The sequence below is a fragment of the Pseudodesulfovibrio sp. zrk46 genome (assembly GCF_012516435.1).
Classification (GTDB): Bacteria; Desulfobacterota; Desulfovibrionia; order Desulfovibrionales; family Desulfovibrionaceae; genus Pseudodesulfovibrio.
Map to the genome: position 1 here is coordinate 1,075,242 of NZ_CP051216.1, position 18,761 is coordinate 1,094,002.

The window sequence follows — 18,761 nt, forward strand, 5'->3', positions numbered from 1 at the left end:
AATTTCTATTGAGTTTTTCATGACATTATCCGCCGATTTGTCATTTTTCCTTCAAATTGGCGTTTCCTGACAACACCATGGCGCAACCTGTCATGACCAGAATTCATACATGTGTTTTTTTAGCTCCAAGAAAACGGGGGCGGTTTGACTGGATTCCCACACAGACCCCCATAACTATATTTGGAGTTAATCATGAGTGCATTTGCAGACCTCTGGAAGAAGGAAGACTACTGGGCCATATGGCTCGGCTTTCTGCTGCTCATCACCGGCTTTGTCCTCTTCGCAGGATTCAGCTCCCCGCCCAATCTGACCGAGCGGCTGGACGAGCTTAACGCCCGTATGGACACGGCCTCTTCCGAAGCTCCCTACAGGACCATCGAATACTATGATGCCGCCGAAGAAAAGGCTGGTATTCAGGCACGCCGTGAGCCCGTGGGCTCCATGATCACCGATCTGGTGACCACGCCCAAGTCATGGACCGTCAATCCTCTCGCGGGATTCTTCCGTTCCGATCAGGCCGAGATAGCTGACACCGAAACCCGCCAGCAGTACGAGCAGGCGGTGCAGAGTGAGACAAGCCTCCTCGCGGAAGCCAGCGCAGCACATGCACTGGCGCAGGACAGCAACTTTTCCGACGACGTTCTCAACGAGCGCGCCGAGACAGCCATTGCCGACTGGCATGAGGCTCACGTCATTGCCAAGGGATTGAAGTCACAGGTTGACGGCAAGGGATACAACATCATCCCGGGCCTGATCATGCTGACCATCGTCATCGCACTCATTTTCGCCGTGGGCGCCTACTTCATGGGCAAGGATGTGAAGGGCTTCCTCATCGCCTTTCCGGTCCTCATGGCGCTGGCCGTATTCAGCTACCTCATGGGTGAACAGCAGACCATGAAGCACCTCGGCTTCGGCTACCCTGCATGGGCCATCCTCACCGGCATGGTCATCTCCAATACCGTGGGCACGCCCCGGTGGATGAGGCCTGCACTGGAGACCGAGTTCTTCATCAAGACCGGTCTGGTACTGCTCGGCGGCGAGCTGCTCTTCACCAAGATTCTGGCCATCGGTCTGCCCGGACTGTTCGTGGCCTGGGTTGTCACCCCCACCGTGCTCGTCCTGTCCTACATGTTCGGCCAGAAGGTCCTCAAGATTCCTTCCAAGACCCTGAACATGGTGATCTCGGCTGACATGTCCGTCTGCGGAACCTCGGCGGCCATTGCCACGGCTTCTGCCTGCCGGGCCAAGAAGGAAGAATTGACCCTCTCCATCGGCCTCTCTCTGTTGTTCACGGCCGTCATGATGATCATCCTGCCCATCGTCATCAAGGCCACCGGCATGCCCTTCATTCTGGGCGGCGCATGGATCGGCGGCACCCTTGATGCCACTGGCGCGGTGGCAGCCGCAGGCGCCTTCCTCTCCGAAGAAGCGCTCTATGTGGCCGCAACCATCAAGATGATCCAGAACATGATGATCGGCGGCATCGCGCTGGGCGTCGCCATCTACTGGGCCACCTCCGTGGATACCAGCAACGGCGTTCAGGTGAGCGGCGGCGAAATCTGGAACCGCTTCCCCAAGTTCATCATCGGCTTCATGGGCGCGTCCATCGTCTTCTCGCTCCTCTACTCCTTCATCGGAGCGGATATCGGCGCAGTGCTGATCGAGAACGGCGTGATCCGCGGCATGACCGCACCCCTGCGTGACTGGTTCTTCTGCATCGCCTTCGGCTCCATCGGACTGGCCACCAACTTCAGGGAACTGGCCCCCTACTTCAAGGGCGGCAAGCCGTTCGTGCTGTATGCCTGCGGTCAGGGCCTGAACCTTACCCTGACGCTGATCATGGCCTACGTGATGTTCTACCTCGTGTTCCCCGAGATCACTGCCAATATCTAGGAGGCAACCATGCATGATCGTATGACAAAGCTTATGACAGCCATCACGATAATGGTGGTTGTGTGGGCCCTGCTCATGGCCACAGACTCACTGCTCTACACGGCCAGCGACACCTATCAGGCCATCGCTGACACCATCGATCAGCGGGACATCAACGGCGGCAATGCGCTAAACTTCTTCGGAGACGAGACCTCCGGGGAGGCCGTCCATCAGGTAACGCAAAACGTCTCCAACCCCATGGGCGCAGACTAAACAAACAAGACCCCCCGCATGACACGCTCATGCGGGGGGCACAAAGAAATTTTTCCAATCGACTTCTCACCTCAACCGATACGGACAGAACAATGATGAAGACCCCAAGAACACTCCCCATTCACCACCTGCTCAACTCGTTCAACTCCTTCTTCAAGATGGAAGCGGCGGGCGGCATCGCACTGATGGCCTGCACGCTGGTGGCCATGGTCTGGGCTAATTCCCCGTGGGCGGCATCCTACCACTCCCTGTGGCAGACTCCCCTCACCATTGGCATCGGCGACTGGACTCTTTCCAAGGCCGCCATTCTGTGGATCAACGACGGACTCATGGCCATCTTCTTTTTCCTCGTGGGCCTTGAGATCAAGCGGGAGATTCTCGTGGGCGGTCTGTCATCCCCGAAGCAGACCATCATGCCCGTGGCCGCTGCCATCGGCGGCATGGCCATTCCTGCGCTCTTCTACTTCGCCTTCAACGCGGGCACCGAATCCATTGGCGGCTGGGGTATCCCCATGGCCACCGACATCGCCTTTGCCCTTGGCATCATGTCGCTGCTCGGCAGCCGCGTGCCCATTGGGGTGAAGATCTTCCTCACAGCCGTGGCCATCGTGGATGACATTGGTGCGATCCTCGTCATCGCGCTCTTCTACACCTCATCACTCGACCTCACGGCGCTGGGCATCGGCATCGCCTTCCTCGGCCTGATGGCGACCCTCAACTTCCGCTGGGGCATCCGTCACTCGATTCCGTACCTCATCCTCGGCGTCATCGTCTGGTTCGCCTTCCTGAAGTCCGGCATCCACGCCACCATCGCTGGCGTACTGGCGGCCATGACCATCCCGGCAAGCACACGCATGGACTGTTCCGGCTTTGTCGAGAACCTGCGCAGCGCGGCCAACACCTTTGAGATGGCCATTACGCCGGGCAAGACCGTGCTCACCAACAAGGAACAGCAGATGGCCCTGCACTCCATCGAACACGCCTACGATGATGCTACCACGCCGCTGCAAAACATCGAGCACGCCCTGCACCCGTGGGTGGCGTTCTTCGTCATGCCCATCTTCGCGCTGGCCAACGCAGGCGTGGCCCTTGAGGCAGACATCTTCCAGGAGCTGATGACGCCCGTCTCCATCGGTATCTTCACCGGCCTTGTGCTCGGCAAGCAGATCGGCGTCACCGGCGCATGCTGGATCATCAATCGACTGGGGCTGGCTTCCTACCCGGACAGGACCACCCTGACCCACCTGTGGGGCGCGAGCCTGCTGTCGGGCGTCGGGTTTACCATGTCCATCTTCATCGCCAACCTCGCCTTTGAGGATGCGGCCCGGTTCATCGAACTCTCAAAGATCGCCATCCTGTTCGCCTCGCTTGTGGCAGGAACGCTGGGGTACGTGGTCTTGCGATACGTTGCACCGGATCGAAGCGACCAGCCCTCGACATAAACTCCACCATCCAGATGGTAATAAAAAAGGCGGCCGTCAGGCCGCCTTACTAGCTGAGAACAGAGTTGTTCCCTACTTCAAATACTTGTCTGCAATCTGCTGCTGAATGCCCTTGGCCTTGACGGCTTCAAGTGCCTTCTGGAAGTCAGCGATCAATGCATCGGGGACGCCCTTGTTGAAGGCAAACTGCAGCGTTCCGGCCTTCAGGATGTATACGGTTTCGAAGTCTTCCGGATTCATGCCTGCCAGCTTCAGTTGGTACTTTGCAGAAGATTCTTCGTAGGCCCATGCATCGATGCGGCCCTTGTCGAGCTTCTTGATGTTGGATTCATTCTTGGAAGTGATGTCCATCTTGTCCTTGCTTACTCCAGCCTCTTCGAGCAGCTGCTGGCCGACATCGTCACGGATAACACCGTACTTGTAATTACCGAGATCAGCGGCAGAACCAATCTTCACGCCGCTGCCCTTTTTGGCAATGATGGCGGTCTTGGTCTCGATAACCGGTCCGACCCACTTGAACAAAGGCTTGCGCGAGTCTGTGAGTGTCATGGAGAAGAGGCAGGTATTACCTTCAGACTGGACACGGTTGTAGCCCTGAGCCCAAGGAAGAATCTTGAAGTCCTTCTTGGATTTCGACGCACCCATTTCCTTGAGCACGGCATCCAGCAGATCAACGGCAAGGCCCTTGAGCTCTCCCTGCTCTTCATAATTGAAGGGAGGATATTGTTCGGTCATGTACGTGATATCATCGGGGCCGGCCGCTTTGGATACGCCAACAGCTCCGACGCAAAGGACCAGGGCCAGCATAAGGATTACCAAACGTTTCATAGTTGTCTCCCGAGTTAGATTTTTTATTGCCTCCAATTTAACAGTCAGGAGACTACCGACAATTATAAATCAGGACCCGAAAACTCATTTGCCCCCAATCGGAGACGAAGTGACATTTCTAATGCAACAACGATGTTAAATTCGTTACAAGAAGACATACCCTCAGTTAAATGAATCGCTTTTCAGGCATGGCATAGCACACCAAAGGAGTTCATATGACAAAAGCACCCGGTAACGGAAAGAGGCTCGGAATTCAGCTGAAACTCAGCGCAGCACTGGCCTTGGTGGTGACCGTTGTCTTGGGAGCATACGGCATTTATGACTATTATTCTCAGAAGTCCTCTCTGGAGGAAGCGCTCCAAACCAAATCAATCCGTATTGCCGAGCGAGTAGCCAAGTCCATGGTGGTCCCGCTATGGGATTTTGACCAGGATCTGGCCAAATCAGCACTCATGTCCGAAATCACCGATGATGAAGTGGATGGCATCCTTGTCCTCGAAAAGGATGATTCCACCCTCTTTGTCGGACTCGGGCGCGACGGCGAAGGCAAGGTCACGGCCATCGAACAGCTCACTGACGAAGGACGAATCATTCAAACCCAGGACGTCTTGAAGGATGAGAAGGAAAAGCTGGGCGGCGTCTCGGTTGCCCTGTCACTCTCCAAGGTCAACAAGAAGCTCAAGGGGATCATCTGGGAGAATCTTATTCAGCTCGTCTGCATGAACACCGTCATCATCCTGCTGCTCTCGGTGATCATCAACCGGACCATGGTGAGACCCATTCAGGACCTGAAGTCCTTTGCCGGCAGAATCGGCAACGGCGACCTCTCTTCTTCCATTGATATCAGCAGCCGGGACGAGATCGGCGATCTGGCCGATGCGTTCAGAACAATGCAGTCGAATCTGACAGGCATTGTCCGCGACGTACAAAAGGTCTCTGACAACGTGGCCGGCGGCAGTGAAGAGCTCTACAGCACGGCGGAGAGCCTCTCCTCCGGCGCAACTGAGCAGGCGGCAAGCGTGGAAGAAGTGTCTTCCAGCATCGAAGAGATGTCGGCCAACCTGAGCCAGAGCGCAGAGAATGCGCAAAAGACCAAGGCTCTGGCCAGCAAGGCCGCCGTCGATGCGGAAGAAGGCGGCAAGGCGGTCGAACAGACCGTCGGCGCCATGAAGGAGATCGCCGAGAAGATCGCCATCGTGGAAGAGATCGCACGGCAGACCAACCTTCTCGCGCTCAACGCAGCCATCGAAGCGGCTCGCGCAGGCGAACACGGCAAGGGATTTGCGGTGGTCGCGGCAGAAGTCCGCAAGCTCGCAGAACGAAGCGGCATGGCGGCAGCCGAAATCAGCGAACTCTCCATCACCAGTCTGGACGTGGCCGACAAGGCAGGCAAGATGCTGAAGAAGACCGTACCGGACATTCAGGAAACCGCTGAACTCATCGAAGAGCTGTCTGTCTCGGCCAGTGAGCAGAATCTTGGCGTGTCCCAGATCAGCGACGCCATCAACCAGCTCGACAAGGTCGTCCAGCAGAATGCTGCCGGCTCCGAAGAGGTCTCCTCCAGTTCCAGTGAACTGGCTGATCAGGCCCAGGCCATGCAGCGGACCATGAACTTCTTCAAGACCGGTGACGACACGGGTGGCAATCGCCCAGCCTCACGCGTCACCGTCCAACAGGCCAAGCCCAAAGCCCTTGGAGAAGGCAACGGCGACGACTTCGAACGCTTCTAGCATCGTCGCACATCATCAAAGAGCATAAGAAAACTCCCGCCCCTTGTGGTCCACACAAGGAGCGGGAGTTTTTATTTGTGATTCTGTCACCCAATCAACCCCGACAGGATTATTCACTCAAAATCGGAGTGATACGCTCCAGCGCCCAGTCGATGTCTTCCTTGGTGATGGTGAGCGGCGGCGCGAAACGGATGATGGTCTCATGGGTCTCCTTGCAGAGTAGACCAGCTTCCTTGAGACGTTCGCAGTACTGACGCGCTCCGCCTGCTTCGGGGTGGAACTCGACACCTATGAGCAGACCGCGTCCGCGCACTTCCTTGATCTTGGGGTTGTCGATCTTGCGCAACCCTTCCATGAAATAGGCGCCCATTTTTGCGGCGTTGTCCACGAGGCCGTCCTCGGAGAGCACCTTGAGGGCGGTACGGGCCACGGCACATGCCAGCGGGTTGCCGCCAAAGGTGGAGCCATGCTCGCCGGGCTTGAGCACGCCGAGCACTTCGGTATTGGAGAGCACGGCAGAGACGGGATAGAAGCCGCCGGACAGGGCCTTGCCGATAAGGGTCAAGTCAGCTTCGACGCCTTCATGCTCTTCGGCCAGCATCTTGCCGGTACGGCCGAGACCGGTCTGAATTTCGTCAAAGATGAGGACCACGCCCTTTTCGTCGCAGATGCGGCGGATGTCCTTGAGGTAACCATCGGGCGGGATGATGACACCGGCCTCACCCTGAATCGGCTCCACGAGGAAGGCCACGGTGTTGTCCGTGATGGCGTCTTCAAAGGCCTTGGCATCACCGAACTCGACCACCTTGAACCCGGGGGTAAAGGGCCCGAAACCGGTGGTGGAAGTGGGATCAGTCGAGAAGGAGACGATGGTGATGGTGCGGCCGTGGAAATTGTTGCGGCAGACGACGATCTCGGCCTTGTCCTCGGGCACGCCCTTGATCTCGTACCCCCACTTGCGCACGGCCTTGATGGCGGTCTCCACTGCCTCGGCGCCGGAGTTCATGGGCAACACCTTGTGGGAGTTGGTCAGATCGCACAGTTCCTTGTAGAGCGGGCCGAGCTGATCGTTGCGAAAAGCGCGCGAGGTGAGGGTCAGCTTCTTGGCCTGTTCGAACATGGCCTCCATGATGCGCGGGTTGCAGTGGCCCTGGTTCACAGCGGAATAGGCGGACAGGCAATCCAGATATTTCTTGCCGTCCACGTCCCAGACCCAGATGCCTTCGCCGCGCTCGATGACCACATCCAGCGGCTTGTAGTTGTGTGCGCCAAATTCGTCCTCAAGCAGGATGTATTCCTTCGATTTCATGATCAATCTCCTTGTGCCGCGGTCATGCGGCCGTGAAAAATGCGAACATGCTCCATGGCGCGTTGGCCTGCTTCATCGCCACGGCCATCGGCCACGGCCTGCACAAGCCCGCGCAGGTCTTCCAAGTTGTCATCCAAAGCGGTGTCGCCCTTCAGGGCGTAGTTGTCGGACACCCCCAGCACATGCTCATGCACCATCTTGAGCACAGCGGTGAGCAACGGGTTCCCGGTGAGTTCGGCAATGGTCACATGGACAGCCACGTCGCCCTGCAAAAAGGCAGCGCTATCCCCTGTGTCCAAGGCCTGCTCGGCCTTGTGGAAAGCGGCGTTGAGACGGTCCACGCCCGCAGACGTCACCCGCCCGGCAGCCAGCGATGCGGCCACGGGCTCCACGGCCTCACGAAATTCACGGATGTGTTCCGGCGAAATGGAGCGCGCCTGAACGAGCAGATCCAGATGCTCGGTGAGCTTGGCCGGGTCCGCCTTGGTAACGAACGCCCCGCCCGCTGCTCCGGCACGGATCTCGATGAGCCCTTTCTCCTCCAGCACGCGCAACGCTTCACGCACGGTGCCGCGCCCGGTACCAAACATCTCCTTGAGCTCCAGCTCCGGAGGGAGTTGGTCTCCCGGCACCAGTTCACCAGCGAGGATCGCGGCCTCCACTTCGTCCACCACCTGCTGAAAACGCCTGCTTTGCTTCAGTTTTTTTGCTTGAAACGCCATCGACTTCCTTTCCGTAAACCCAATTGTCTAATTGTCCGACAATTACGGGTATGCGTCCAGCACGTCAGAAAGTCAAGCAGGAGGAAAATCTCTTGAGAAACTATTCCACGGCCCGAAACTGTTCAGGTACGGCACGGCAGACGGGACACCGTTCCGGCACTGTGTCCGGCACGATGAAGCCGCAGATGGAGCAGACGTGATAGTTCCCCTCGTCCGCGCTCACGTTATTCAGGCGGACAGCGTGGCTGTCGGAAGCGCGCATGAACTGGGTAAAGGCAGTCTCGGCCAGCGCGTTGCGATCCGTGGCCGCTACCATGATCATGTCACTCAGGGCATCGGATGAGGACTCCACCTCGGCAAGGGCGGCGGCGAGATTGTCGTCCGTGGACCCTGCCAACCCGCGCATGAGCAGGAGCAGTTTGGCTGCGTGGACCTTCTGGCCTTGGGCCAGTGCACGGAAGAAACGCGCTTCCTTTGCGCGGCCATCCTTGTCTGCCTTGAGGGCACGAATCTCGTTTCGCGCCGCCTGTGTGGATCGCTCGGCAAACAGTTCTGCCATGTTCTGGTCACTTTTTGTCACCACTACCTCCCACGTTCGATTCTTCGCTCAGGGGCCACAACATAAACAATATGATGCCACGGCTATTTTATAAGGGCAAAGAGATAAAAATTGTTGTAAGAGTAGCCAGCTATATTCCGATTTACTATACTGCGAGACCAATGAAGCGCGACGAGAACAAGACAAAAGCGGAACTCCTCGAAGAGATCGAATTCCTGCGCAAAGAGCTGGCCAACGCGACCGTTGCCGGGGCGTCGAAGCTCGCGCCGTTGCCGTACCAAAGTCTGGATGAAGACGGCTGTCTCGCCGATGTGAACCAGTCCTGGCTCGACCTGCTCGGCTACAAGCGCGAGGAAGTCATCGGTGTCAACTTCGGTGATTTTCTTGTCACGGAATCCAAGGAACTTTTCCGCCAGCGATTCCCCGTGTTCAAAGAGACCGGCGTGGCCACGGCCGTGGAATTTACCATGATCGCCCGGGACGGCACCCGTATTCTGGTCTCCATCAATGGCCGAATCCCTACAGATATGACGCTTGAGGTGCGGCGTTCCCACTGCATACTTCACGACATTACCGAATCCCGAAGATACGAGAACCGTCTGGCTGTCAGTGAGGAACGGTTCCGCGGACTGTTCGAGTCCAACATCGACGGCATCGCCTACACGGACATGCAAGGCACCATCCTCAACGTGAATCCGGCTCTGTGCGACATGCTCGGGCTTTCCATGGAAGAAATACTGGGCAAGAACACGCGCGACATCTCGCCCAACAACATCCAGTATATCGAACAGATTTTTGCCAACATCCCACTGGCCAAAGGGGGGTATCATCAGACGTTCGAGGCGACCCTGCTGCACCGCAACGGCACCCATGTCCCTGTAGCTATACGGGTATGGGCCGCCTACGATGACAAGGGGCGCCCCGTGGGGTTGTGGGGCATGATCAGAGATCTCACCGCATCCCGACGAGCCACCGAACAGCTCAAACAGCAGGAAATCCAATACCGCCGCATCGTGGAGACCGCCAACGAGGGCATCATCGGCCTCGACGTGAACCACAATATTGTCTTCTGCAACGACGTAACTTCGACCTTCCTCGGCTATCCTCGCCATGAAATTCTCGGAAGAAACGCCCTGGAAATATTCAGCCCCAACGACCCAGAGAAGATGCGCAGACATTTTTCCCGGCGGGCCAGAGGGCAAAAGGAACGATACGAATGCGAGTTCCTGCATAAGGACGGCACCACCCGTTGGGGAATGGTCTCGGCCACCCCGCTCATGTCAGAATCCAACGAGTACACAGGCTCATTTGCCATGATCGCCGACATCTCCGACCTGAAGCGGGCCGAAGAAGCATACCGTCTGACCCAGACCTCCGTGGACAACGCCCCGATCGATATCTACTGGATCAACAAAAAGGGACACTTTGTTTACGTCAATGACAGCGCCTGCCTCAATCTCGGTTATACCCGTGAGGAGTTGCTGGAACTCACCATTTCCGACATCAATCCATTAATACCTTCCGAGTCATGGGCCTCCCGCTGGGAAGAGCGGCGCGACAGCGGCACCATGCGCTTCGAAACCGTGCACCAGCGCAAGGACGGCAGCAATTTTCCGGTTGGCATCACCAGCTATCACATGCCCCATGGCGGCGAGGAATTTCTCTTCACCTACGCCTATGACCTGTCCGAGCGCGAAGAAGCGGATGCCGCCCTGCACCGAAGTCAGGAATTGCTCAATGAGGTGCAGCGCATCAGTCTCACCGGCGGCTGGGAGGTAAACCTCTCCCTCGGCACCATCTACTGGACTGACGGCCAGTGCCGCCTGCACGGCATCAAACCCGGTAATGAGCCCGCAACCATCAACGACTTCTTCACCAATTACATCCATCCCGACGACAGGGCCGGTGTTGCCCGCGCGTGGAACTCCATTCTGACGGAACACGTACCCGCCGAGATTGACTTCCGGGCTCTTCGTGAAGACGGCGAAGAAGTTCTGCTGGTGACCATGGCCATTCCGGACGTGGACAACAGAGGCAATGTGGTCCGCATCTTCGGTTCCAGCCGAGACGTGACTCAGGAACGCGCGGCAGCTGAAGAGTTGAAGCAGGCCCACCTGCGCCTGCTTTCCATTCTGGACGGCATCGATGCTGATATCTACGTGTCCGACATGGAAAACAATGACGTCCTCTTCATCAACAAGCACATGCAGCACACCTTTGGCGCGCCAGACGGTGACTTCAAATGCCATGAGCTGTTCCGCGGCGAAACAGTCCGTTGCGAGCACTGCCCTATCCCGGATCTGGTCGACAATAAGGGACGCCCTCAGGGGACCGTGATTTCCGAACGGTACAATCCGGTCACGAAGAAGTGGTATCTCAACCACGACAGTGTCATCGAGTGGCTGGAAGGCAAGATGGTTCACATGCACATGGCCGCCGACATCTCGGGCCGCAAGGTCATGGAGGAGGATCTCATCCGCGCCAAAGGTGAAGCCGAAGCCGCCAACGTGGCCAAGAACGAATTTCTCGCCAACATGAGCCACGAAATCCGCACGCCCCTCAACGGCCTCCTCGGCATGCTCCAGATTCTCCAGCTGACCGACATCAAGGCCGAGCAGCGCGACTTCGTGAACACGGCCGTGGACTCCGGCCGCAACCTGCTGCAGATTCTCAACGATATCCTTGACCTCTCCAAGATCGAGTCGGGCAAGCTGGATTTCGACGAGCAGGAAATGGATCTGGGCGATGTACTGGATTCCGTTGTCTCCGTATTCCGCCATCTGGCCGAAAGCCGCGGCGTGCAGATGGGGTGGCATATAGACCCAGCCCTGCCGCGCTATTTCCTCGCGGACAAGGGGCGCATACGGCAGATTCTCTTCAACCTCGTGGGCAATGCCACCAAGTTCACGGAAAAGGGCTCGGTCACCGTTGAGGCTTACCCCATGCCACGTCCTTTGCCGGACGGCAGGACCCAGCTGTATTTCCATGTCCGCGACACAGGCATCGGCATCCCTCCGGACAAGCTGGAGCGCATTTTCGATCCCTTCACTCAGGTGGATGGTTCCTTCTCCCGCAAATATCAGGGAACCGGACTCGGACTCGGCATCGTCCGCCGCCTCGTCACCCTCATGGGCGGCACCATCACATTGAGCAGCGAGGAAAACGAGGGAACCGACGTTGTCTTCACCCTTGCGGTATGGCCCGGCACTGCCCCGCAGTCAGTCATTGACGCGCAAGAATCCTCCCAAACCGACAGGAAACTCTCCCTCCTCGTGGCCGAGGACGAGCACGTCAATCGCATCGTGGTGGATCGTCTGCTCAAGAAGCTCGGACACGATGTCCTGTGTGTGGAGAACGGGGAAAAGGCTGTCGAGGCATTACGCAAATCCAGCTTTGATTGCTTCCTGACCGATATTCAAATGCCCGGCATGGACGGCATCGAGACGACCCGCGTGGTGCGCGAGGAGTTGGGCCTCGACCTGCCCATCATCGCCCTGACGGCCCACGCCATGAAGGGCGACCGCCAGCGTTTCCTCAATGCGGGCATGAACGGCTACATCGCCAAGCCTTTCGAATTGGACGATCTTCGTATGGAATTGGATAGTATCGCCGAGAAGATTTGATCCCGACGACAATGGAATCGTGAACTAAACGATGGACAGCGGCGCGTTCTCTTCTGCAGCGCGAGCCGTGCCCACGTGCGCGGCCAGATCGCCTGCTTCCAGCAGCATGGCCTTGGCCTCGTCCAGCTTCTCAGGCGGTACGGCCAGAATCAGGCCGCCCGACGTCTGGGCGTCGAACATCATGTCCACATTCACGGCGTCCAGCCCCTGCGCCACGCTCACTTTCGGCAGGTAGTGGTTGCGGTTGCAGATGGACCCAGCAGGCAGCATGCCCATGGAAGCCATCTCCAGCGCGCCCTGAATCAGCGGCACATCGCTCATGCGCAGTTCGATATGCACATTGCTCGCTTCGGCCAGTTCGATCAGGTGACCGCCCAGACCGAACCCGGTGATATCGGTGGCTCCCATCAGACCAAGCCTGCTGATGACTTCTCCGCCCGACTTATTCAGTCGTCCGCACACCTGAAAGAGCAGATCTTCCATGGCGTCGGTGTCACCGAACTCGCCCTTCACCGCCGTGGCCAGCACGCCCGTGCCGATGGGCTTTGTCAGGAGCAGTTCATCCCCAGGCCGTACGCCCCGGTTGGAGGCAAATCCATCAGGATCGACCAGTCCTGAAACGGCGAGGCCGTATTTCAGTTCATCGTCTTCCACGCTATGGCCGCCGGAAGGCACTGCCCCGGCTTCTTCCACCGCATCCTTGCCGCCGCGCAGCACTTCGGTCAGCACTTCGCCCGGCAGTTTCTTGATGGGGAAGCAGACGATATTCATGCTCGACCACGGCTCACCGCCCATGGCGTAGACATCCGACAGGGAATTGGCCGCGGCGATGCGACCGAACTTGTAAGGATCATTGACGATGGGGGTAAAGAAATCCACGGTCTGGACCAGCGCCTTGCCCGCGGGAAAAGACAACACCACAGCGTCCTCGTTATCGCCGGGGCCTCCGGCCAAAACGCGGTTGTCAGGGCGGGCTCCCAAGCCCGAAAGCGCCTGCTCCAGGTCCCCCGGAGCGATCTTGGCGGCTCAACCGGCCGCGCGGACCGTGCTCACCAATTTCAATTTCGTCATGACGCAAGTTTTATCAGAGACTTGGAGAGAAAGGAAGATGCCTCCGGCGGCTGGGGGAAGGGGAGAGGGAAACCCTTTGAGAAGGGTTGTCCCTCTCCCCTTCCCCCAGACCCCCATCCCCTCTCCCTTCCTAAACTTTTTGGTGGCGCATCCGCGCGGATTTGGAAGACTCAAAAGATGCTCATCTTCTCGAACCGTCAAAGGTTGAGATAATAAACAATAAAAAGAAAAAATGATGAGACCGAAGAGCCCCGAGCGAAGCGAGCGACAAAAGATTTAGGAGATTCTTGCTTCAGCCGTTCCCGAGTCTTCGAGGGTTACGGATAAAGACAGCAGAGATAAGAACCCTTTTTCCAAAGGGGTCTTAAGCCGTCGGAGACGCCCCTCCGGCGAGGAGGCCCCGCTGGCGAAGCGACCCGTCCGGCAAGGACCTCTTACTTCACCTTGCCGCGGACGGTGAGTGTCTTGGCGATGGACTTGTAGGCGGCGTAATACATCTGCACATTGGCGACATAGGAAGGCGTCTCGGTACCGATGTCCTTGTAAGCGGCCCACTCGACATTGGCGAACCAGAGATCGGGATTCAAACCCATCTCCCGGGCGGCCTTGCGGAGCTTGATCACACGGGCCGGTCCGGCGTTATAGGCGGCGAGGGCGAAGTCGACACGGGCCTCGGGCGCGACGTCCTGAAAATAGTTGTCGCGCAGAAAGCGAAGATACTTGGCCCCGGCGTGGATATTGCCTTCAAGGGTCTTGTAATCCTTTACGTTCACGTTGGGATCAAGGGCCGTGGCAGGACGCACCTGCATGATGCCCACGGCTCCCGCCGCACTCTTGGTGTCCATGTTGAAGCGTGACTCCTGATAGGCCTGCGCCGCGAGCTTGAGCCAGTCGAAACGGTACATCTCACCGTACTTCTCGAACAGACTGCGCAGCTCCTGCAAGCGTTCCTTGTCCTCGCGGGCGTTGGGGTCCTTCACCCAGTCGGAGTTCACGAAATACCGCTTGAACACCATGTTGCCCATGAGCGTTCCCTGCTGCACCGTGTTGGCAAATTCGCTGAGACTCTTGAGCAGCGCCTTGCTGCCGGGGCGCACGGCCCACGCCAGATCACCGCCGCTGTGCAGCGGAATATCCTTGAACAACTTGAGACGGGGCAAGGCACTCTTCCAGATTTCAGCCAGATGGGAATCGGCCACGGTGTAATTGATGATACCGCGCTCGGCCATCTCCAGAAGATCCTCGGTGACGAGGTGCGGATCGGGCTCCACCACATCGATGGGCTTGATACCCCGGCGCTTGAATTGATGATTCAGGGTGCGCAGATGCGTGGCGTAACTGGAGCCGGCCATGACATGAACGGTCTTTCCGGCGAGATCTTCGAGCTTGTGGATGGGCGCGGCCCGATATGAGCCCACCACGATCTCATCAACGTTGGTGCGATACGGCGAGGTGAAAGCGGCATCCCGCTTGCGGGCGGCCGTGGCGGTCAACCCGGCGGCGGCAATGTCGCCGCGTCCGTCCAGCAGGGCCGGGATGAGTTCGTCAAAGGGGACGGTCACAAAGACCATCCGCGGATGCATTGTCTTGTTCGTTGCGGCCAGATGCTTCTTGTATGCCTGCATCAGGTCGTACTCCATGCCGCGCATGGCACCGCGCACGAGAAAGAAGTTGGTGCGGTTGTAACTCACCAGCACGCGAATGGGCCGATGTTCCTTGATGATCTGCGTCAGATCCCCTTTCCATGGATCGGTCATGCGGGTCAAACTGTCCGGCGCGGCCGCGGCGGGCAAGGCTGTCAGTATCAGAAACAGGCACAAGACAACGAATCGTACGAACATGAAACCTCCTATACGAACAAGGTAGCCCATGGATAGGAGCAAGTGCAACCCGCGTTTATCATTGCCGGAAAGAGGCAAAACAGGCATGAACACCCCTATATACCCGGAGGTTTTCTCATGCTGCGCCCACTTCTCCTTTGCCTGTTGATGCTGCCGATCCTGTGCAGTCCGGCCATGGCGGTCTCCTTTGACACAACCATGGCCCACTTCGAGCAGTACGCGATCCGCGAAATGCCTAAATGGCACGTACCGGGCATGGCCATTGCCGTGGTCAAAGGGGACAAGACCGTCTACGCCAAGGGATTCGGCACCAAGCGCTACGGAGAGAATCGGCCGGTGGACAAGGACACGATCTTTCAGGTGGGCTCCACCACCAAGGCATTTACCGTGGCCCTGATGGCAACACTGGTAGATGAAGGCAAAGTGGGCTGGGACGACCGGGTGGTGGACCACTTTCCCGGTTTCATGATGTTCGACCCGTGGGTGACGCGGGAATTCCGCATCCATGACCTGTTCGCACAGCATAGCGGCATGCCTGCCTATGCGGGCGACCTGCAAAGCTTCATCGGATTCGACCGGGACCACATCATCCACTCCCTGCGATACATCAAACCGACATACTCCTTTCGGGACAACTTCTCCTACGTGAACAACCTGTTCGTGGCCGGAGCCAAGGTGGAAGAGACGCTGACCGGACAGACATGGGAGCAGCTCATGCATGAACGCATCCTCACGCCGCTTGGCATGTCGTCATCCTCCCTGACGGAGCCGGGGCTGACCTTTGCCAAAGACAGCGCCGACCTCCATGTGCTGGTGGACGGCACTCCCCAATCCATCAAGCTCGGCTCCATGCTGCTGTCATGGCCCTATGTGTATGGTCCGGCGGGCGGGCTCAACTCCTCGGCCACAGACATGGCCCGGTGGGCGGCCGCACAGTTGAACAAAGGCAAACTCGGCAAGACACGAATATTCAGCGAAGATGCCGCCGCGTATATGCATGCGCCCCGCACGCCGGTGAAGATGGGTGAGTTTTATGGAGCCTACGCGCAAGGCTGGTTGCGTACCGACCTGAACAAGACCGATGTCATCTGGCACAATGGCGGCACCTCCGGCATCTGCTCCTTTGTGGGCTTTTCGCCGGATCTCGACATGGCCGTGGTCATCCTGACCAATCTCGGACACCACAAGCTGGCGGACGCATTGGGGCTGCAATTCTTTGACATGATGTCCGGGCGCAAGGCGGACTGGAGCGCCACATTCCTCAATGCGCCCGACGAGGATGACGAGGAAACCGACCCCGCCCACAAGCTGCCCGGCCTGCCGCTGGACAGCTATGTCGGAACCTATATCAGCCCGGTTTACGGAAAACTTTCCGTCGAGCGCGACGGCGACGACCTGATGGTGACCATGGGAGCGACGCAACAGGTACGCATCAAAATTGCGCACCGGAACGGGCACGTTTTCAGTGGGGACTGGGCGGAAATGGACCCGGGCTCTCCCGAGTATCACTTCGACTTCGACGTGACCCCGGACAACGAGGTGCAACGCATCTCCATCCGAGAGGTCAACTACGACGGGCTGGCCGAATTTACTCGTCAGTAAAGCCGTACTTCACGATAACCAGCGTGATGTCATCCTCGGGCTTGGAGCCGCCGGTATACTTGCGCACGGCCTCGAAGACAGCGTCCATGATTTCCTGCGCGGAGAGATCGGCGGTGTTGCGCACAACGTCCTTGAAACGCTGCTTGCCGAACATCTCGCCTTCACGGTTACGGGCTTCCCAAATGCCGTCCGTACCGATGGCGATGATCTGGCCGGGGTGCATCTCGTTGGCCTGCTCCACATAATCCGACTCCTTGAGCACACCAAGGGGCAGCCCTGCGCCTTCGCTGAGCTCGGTGAAGAAATCCAGCTTCGGGCAATAGATCATGGCCGGATCATGTCCGGCACGGACCCAGTGAGCCTTCTGATTTTCCGGGTCCATGGTCAGGTAGAAAAGTGTCATGAACCGGCCGGAACCGTCCAGATCGGTGGCCAGATGGCGGTTCATCTCGGTGACGATCTGGCCCGGACTGCCGGGCTGGGCCGCACGCATGCGCAGGAAGCCGCGCGCCGTGGTCATGAGCAGGGCCGCATCCACGCCATGGCCGGAGATATCGCCCACGGCCACAGAAACCGAGGGATGTTCCGGGTCGAGTCCTTCCAGATAGTCGAAATAGTCACCGCCAGCGATCTCACTGGCCACGGAGTTGCCCGCGATATCGAGACCGGGAATACGCGGAGCCACACCGGGCAGCAGACTCTTCTGCACCTCGCCCGCCAGCTCAACGGCCTTCTTCTGCTCGGTCAGGTCCACCACGAACGCGACATGCCCGATAAACTCGTCGTCCTCGTCGCGCAGCGTATTGGCATTCACCAGAACCGGGACCACATGACCGTCCTTGTGGTAGAGGCTCCCCTCAAAGCGACGGTGTTCCTGCTTCAGAAAGCGTTCCTTGTTGGCTTCCAGAAACCGCCTGTACTCCTGCGTGGCAAAGTCATAGGTGGTCTTGCCCAGCATTTCCTCACGCTCATAGCCGAGCATGCGGCAGTAGGCATCATTGACCTCCACCATGCGCAGATTCTTATCCAGCATGAGGTAGCCTTCACCAGCCGTCTCAAGGGTGCGTCGAAATTTGTATTCACTGCCAGCGAGGGCCTCCTCGGCCTTCTTGCGACGGGTGATATCCATGAGCACACCCTGATTGAACAGCTTGATGCCGTTCTCATCGCGAATGACCGAAGTCTCATCCGAAATCCATCGCACGTTGCCGTCTGCCGTAACAATTCGGTATTCCTGCGCATACTCCTCCACATCCTGGTCACGGTAGCCGACAATCTCGGCTTCAAGACGAGGATGGTCCTCGGGCAGAACTATATCCTGAAATACCATGGAGCCATCCAGAAACTTGGCGGCATCGTAGCCCCACTGGCTGATATTTTCGGAGACGTACACCAGAGTGGCATCTTCCGTGGCTTCACGGCGGAAGAGCACCGCAGGGGAATTCTCAACGATCAGGTTGGCGATGCCCAGCGTCTTGCGAGTCTGCCGCATCTGCTCGATCTCGTTTTTGCAAACGGCCTCGCCCTGGCTCATCTTTTCCTGAAGCTTGACGAGCGTATCCTCCGCGTCCGCCAGTTGCGCACGCAGGTTCGCCACCTCAATGGCCAGCTCTTCTCTGGATGTATTGCTATCGTTGCTCATATTATCTCTATTCGTTTCGCGATGGTCGGATTCCCCTTAAATAAGTATCCATACCGACAGGTCAACCTGCCCAGTCTCGCTTTACACTCTGAAAACAATGAAAATTCTCCAAACATTTCAGAGGCTGAATCCAACATACGACATTCCCCTGAAATGCGAAATGTTACAAACTGCATTTTTTTTGCCTTTTCTTGTTGACAATCATTCCTAATTTGTGAATGATTCCTAATATCAATTGAACGCAATT

Annotated in this window: 13 protein-coding genes; 6 read left to right on the forward strand and 7 right to left on the reverse strand. The window is 57.8% G+C overall.

Features of this window, described 5'->3' with window-relative positions; genetic code table 11:
* Window positions 1-192 precede the first annotated feature (192 nt).
* From HFN16_RS04940 to nhaA, 3 genes are all read left to right on the forward strand, one after another.
* Window positions 193-1,893, forward strand: a complete 1,701-nt coding sequence (locus HFN16_RS04940) for a putative sulfate exporter family transporter (RefSeq protein ID WP_168889652.1) — start codon at window positions 193-195, stop codon at window positions 1,891-1,893.
* Between the two features lie 9 nt (window positions 1,894-1,902).
* The gene (locus tag HFN16_RS04945) at window positions 1,903-2,145 is read left to right on the forward strand and encodes a hypothetical protein (protein ID WP_168889653.1); all 243 of its coding nucleotides are present in this window, start codon (window positions 1,903-1,905) and stop codon (window positions 2,143-2,145) included.
* Window positions 2,146-2,237: 92 nt separating this feature from the next.
* A complete protein-coding gene (gene nhaA / locus HFN16_RS04950) occupies window positions 2,238-3,587 on the forward strand; it encodes a Na+/H+ antiporter NhaA (protein ID WP_168889654.1) in 1,350 nt (449 codons plus the stop codon).
* Window positions 3,588-3,659: 72 nt separating this feature from the next.
* Here the strand turns inward: nhaA and HFN16_RS04955 are convergent, their stop codons facing one another.
* The gene (locus HFN16_RS04955; protein ID WP_168889655.1) at window positions 3,660-4,415 is read right to left on the reverse strand and encodes a transporter substrate-binding domain-containing protein; all 756 of its coding nucleotides are present in this window, start codon (window positions 4,413-4,415) and stop codon (window positions 3,660-3,662) included.
* 215 nt (window positions 4,416-4,630) lie between these two features.
* On the opposite strand from HFN16_RS04955, the gene HFN16_RS04960 reads away from it, so the two are divergent.
* Entirely contained in the window at window positions 4,631-6,145 is a 1,515-nt protein-coding gene (locus tag HFN16_RS04960; RefSeq protein ID WP_168889656.1) for a methyl-accepting chemotaxis protein, read from the forward strand.
* A 109-nt stretch (window positions 6,146-6,254) separates the two neighbouring features.
* Here HFN16_RS04960 and rocD read toward each other — a convergent pair whose 3' ends face one another.
* From rocD to HFN16_RS04975, 3 genes are all read right to left on the reverse strand, one after another.
* Window positions 6,255-7,454, reverse strand: coding sequence for an ornithine--oxo-acid transaminase (gene rocD / locus HFN16_RS04965; RefSeq protein ID WP_168889657.1), 1,200 nt, complete (start codon window positions 7,452-7,454; stop codon window positions 6,255-6,257).
* Between the two features lie 2 nt (window positions 7,455-7,456).
* Complete coding sequence (locus HFN16_RS04970) at window positions 7,457-8,176, reverse strand: FCD domain-containing protein (RefSeq protein ID WP_168889658.1); 720 nt, start codon at window positions 8,174-8,176, stop codon at window positions 7,457-7,459.
* Between the two features lie 100 nt (window positions 8,177-8,276).
* On the reverse strand, window positions 8,277-8,756 hold the full coding sequence (locus HFN16_RS04975; protein WP_168889659.1) for a rubrerythrin family protein: 480 nt from the start codon (window positions 8,754-8,756) through the stop codon (window positions 8,277-8,279).
* A gap of 140 nt (window positions 8,757-8,896) precedes the next feature.
* On the opposite strand from HFN16_RS04975, the gene HFN16_RS04980 reads away from it, so the two are divergent.
* On the forward strand, window positions 8,897-12,358 hold the full coding sequence (locus HFN16_RS04980) for a PAS domain S-box protein (protein ID WP_168889660.1): 3,462 nt from the start codon (window positions 8,897-8,899) through the stop codon (window positions 12,356-12,358).
* Window positions 12,359-12,382: 24 nt separating this feature from the next.
* Here HFN16_RS04980 and selD read toward each other — a convergent pair whose 3' ends face one another.
* Together selD and HFN16_RS04990 are read right to left on the reverse strand one after the other, a co-directional pair.
* Window positions 12,383-13,429, reverse strand: a complete 1,047-nt coding sequence (gene selD / locus HFN16_RS04985) for a selenide, water dikinase SelD (protein WP_168889661.1) — start codon at window positions 13,427-13,429, stop codon at window positions 12,383-12,385.
* A 434-nt stretch (window positions 13,430-13,863) separates the two neighbouring features.
* Window positions 13,864-15,270 carry a transporter substrate-binding domain-containing protein gene (locus HFN16_RS04990; protein ID WP_168889662.1) on the reverse strand — a complete coding sequence of 469 codons (1,407 nt, stop codon included), beginning with the start codon at window positions 15,268-15,270 and terminating at the stop codon, window positions 13,864-13,866.
* Between the two features lie 117 nt (window positions 15,271-15,387).
* Between HFN16_RS04990 and HFN16_RS04995 the strand changes: the two genes are divergently transcribed.
* Window positions 15,388-16,872, forward strand: coding sequence for a serine hydrolase (locus HFN16_RS04995; RefSeq protein WP_168889663.1), 1,485 nt, complete (start codon window positions 15,388-15,390; stop codon window positions 16,870-16,872).
* Here HFN16_RS04995 and HFN16_RS05000 read toward each other — a convergent pair.
* Window positions 16,859-18,514, reverse strand: a complete 1,656-nt coding sequence (locus HFN16_RS05000; protein WP_168889664.1) for a SpoIIE family protein phosphatase — start codon at window positions 18,512-18,514, stop codon at window positions 16,859-16,861. The genes HFN16_RS04995 and HFN16_RS05000 overlap by 14 nt on opposite strands.
* Window positions 18,515-18,761: the final 247 nt, after the last annotated feature.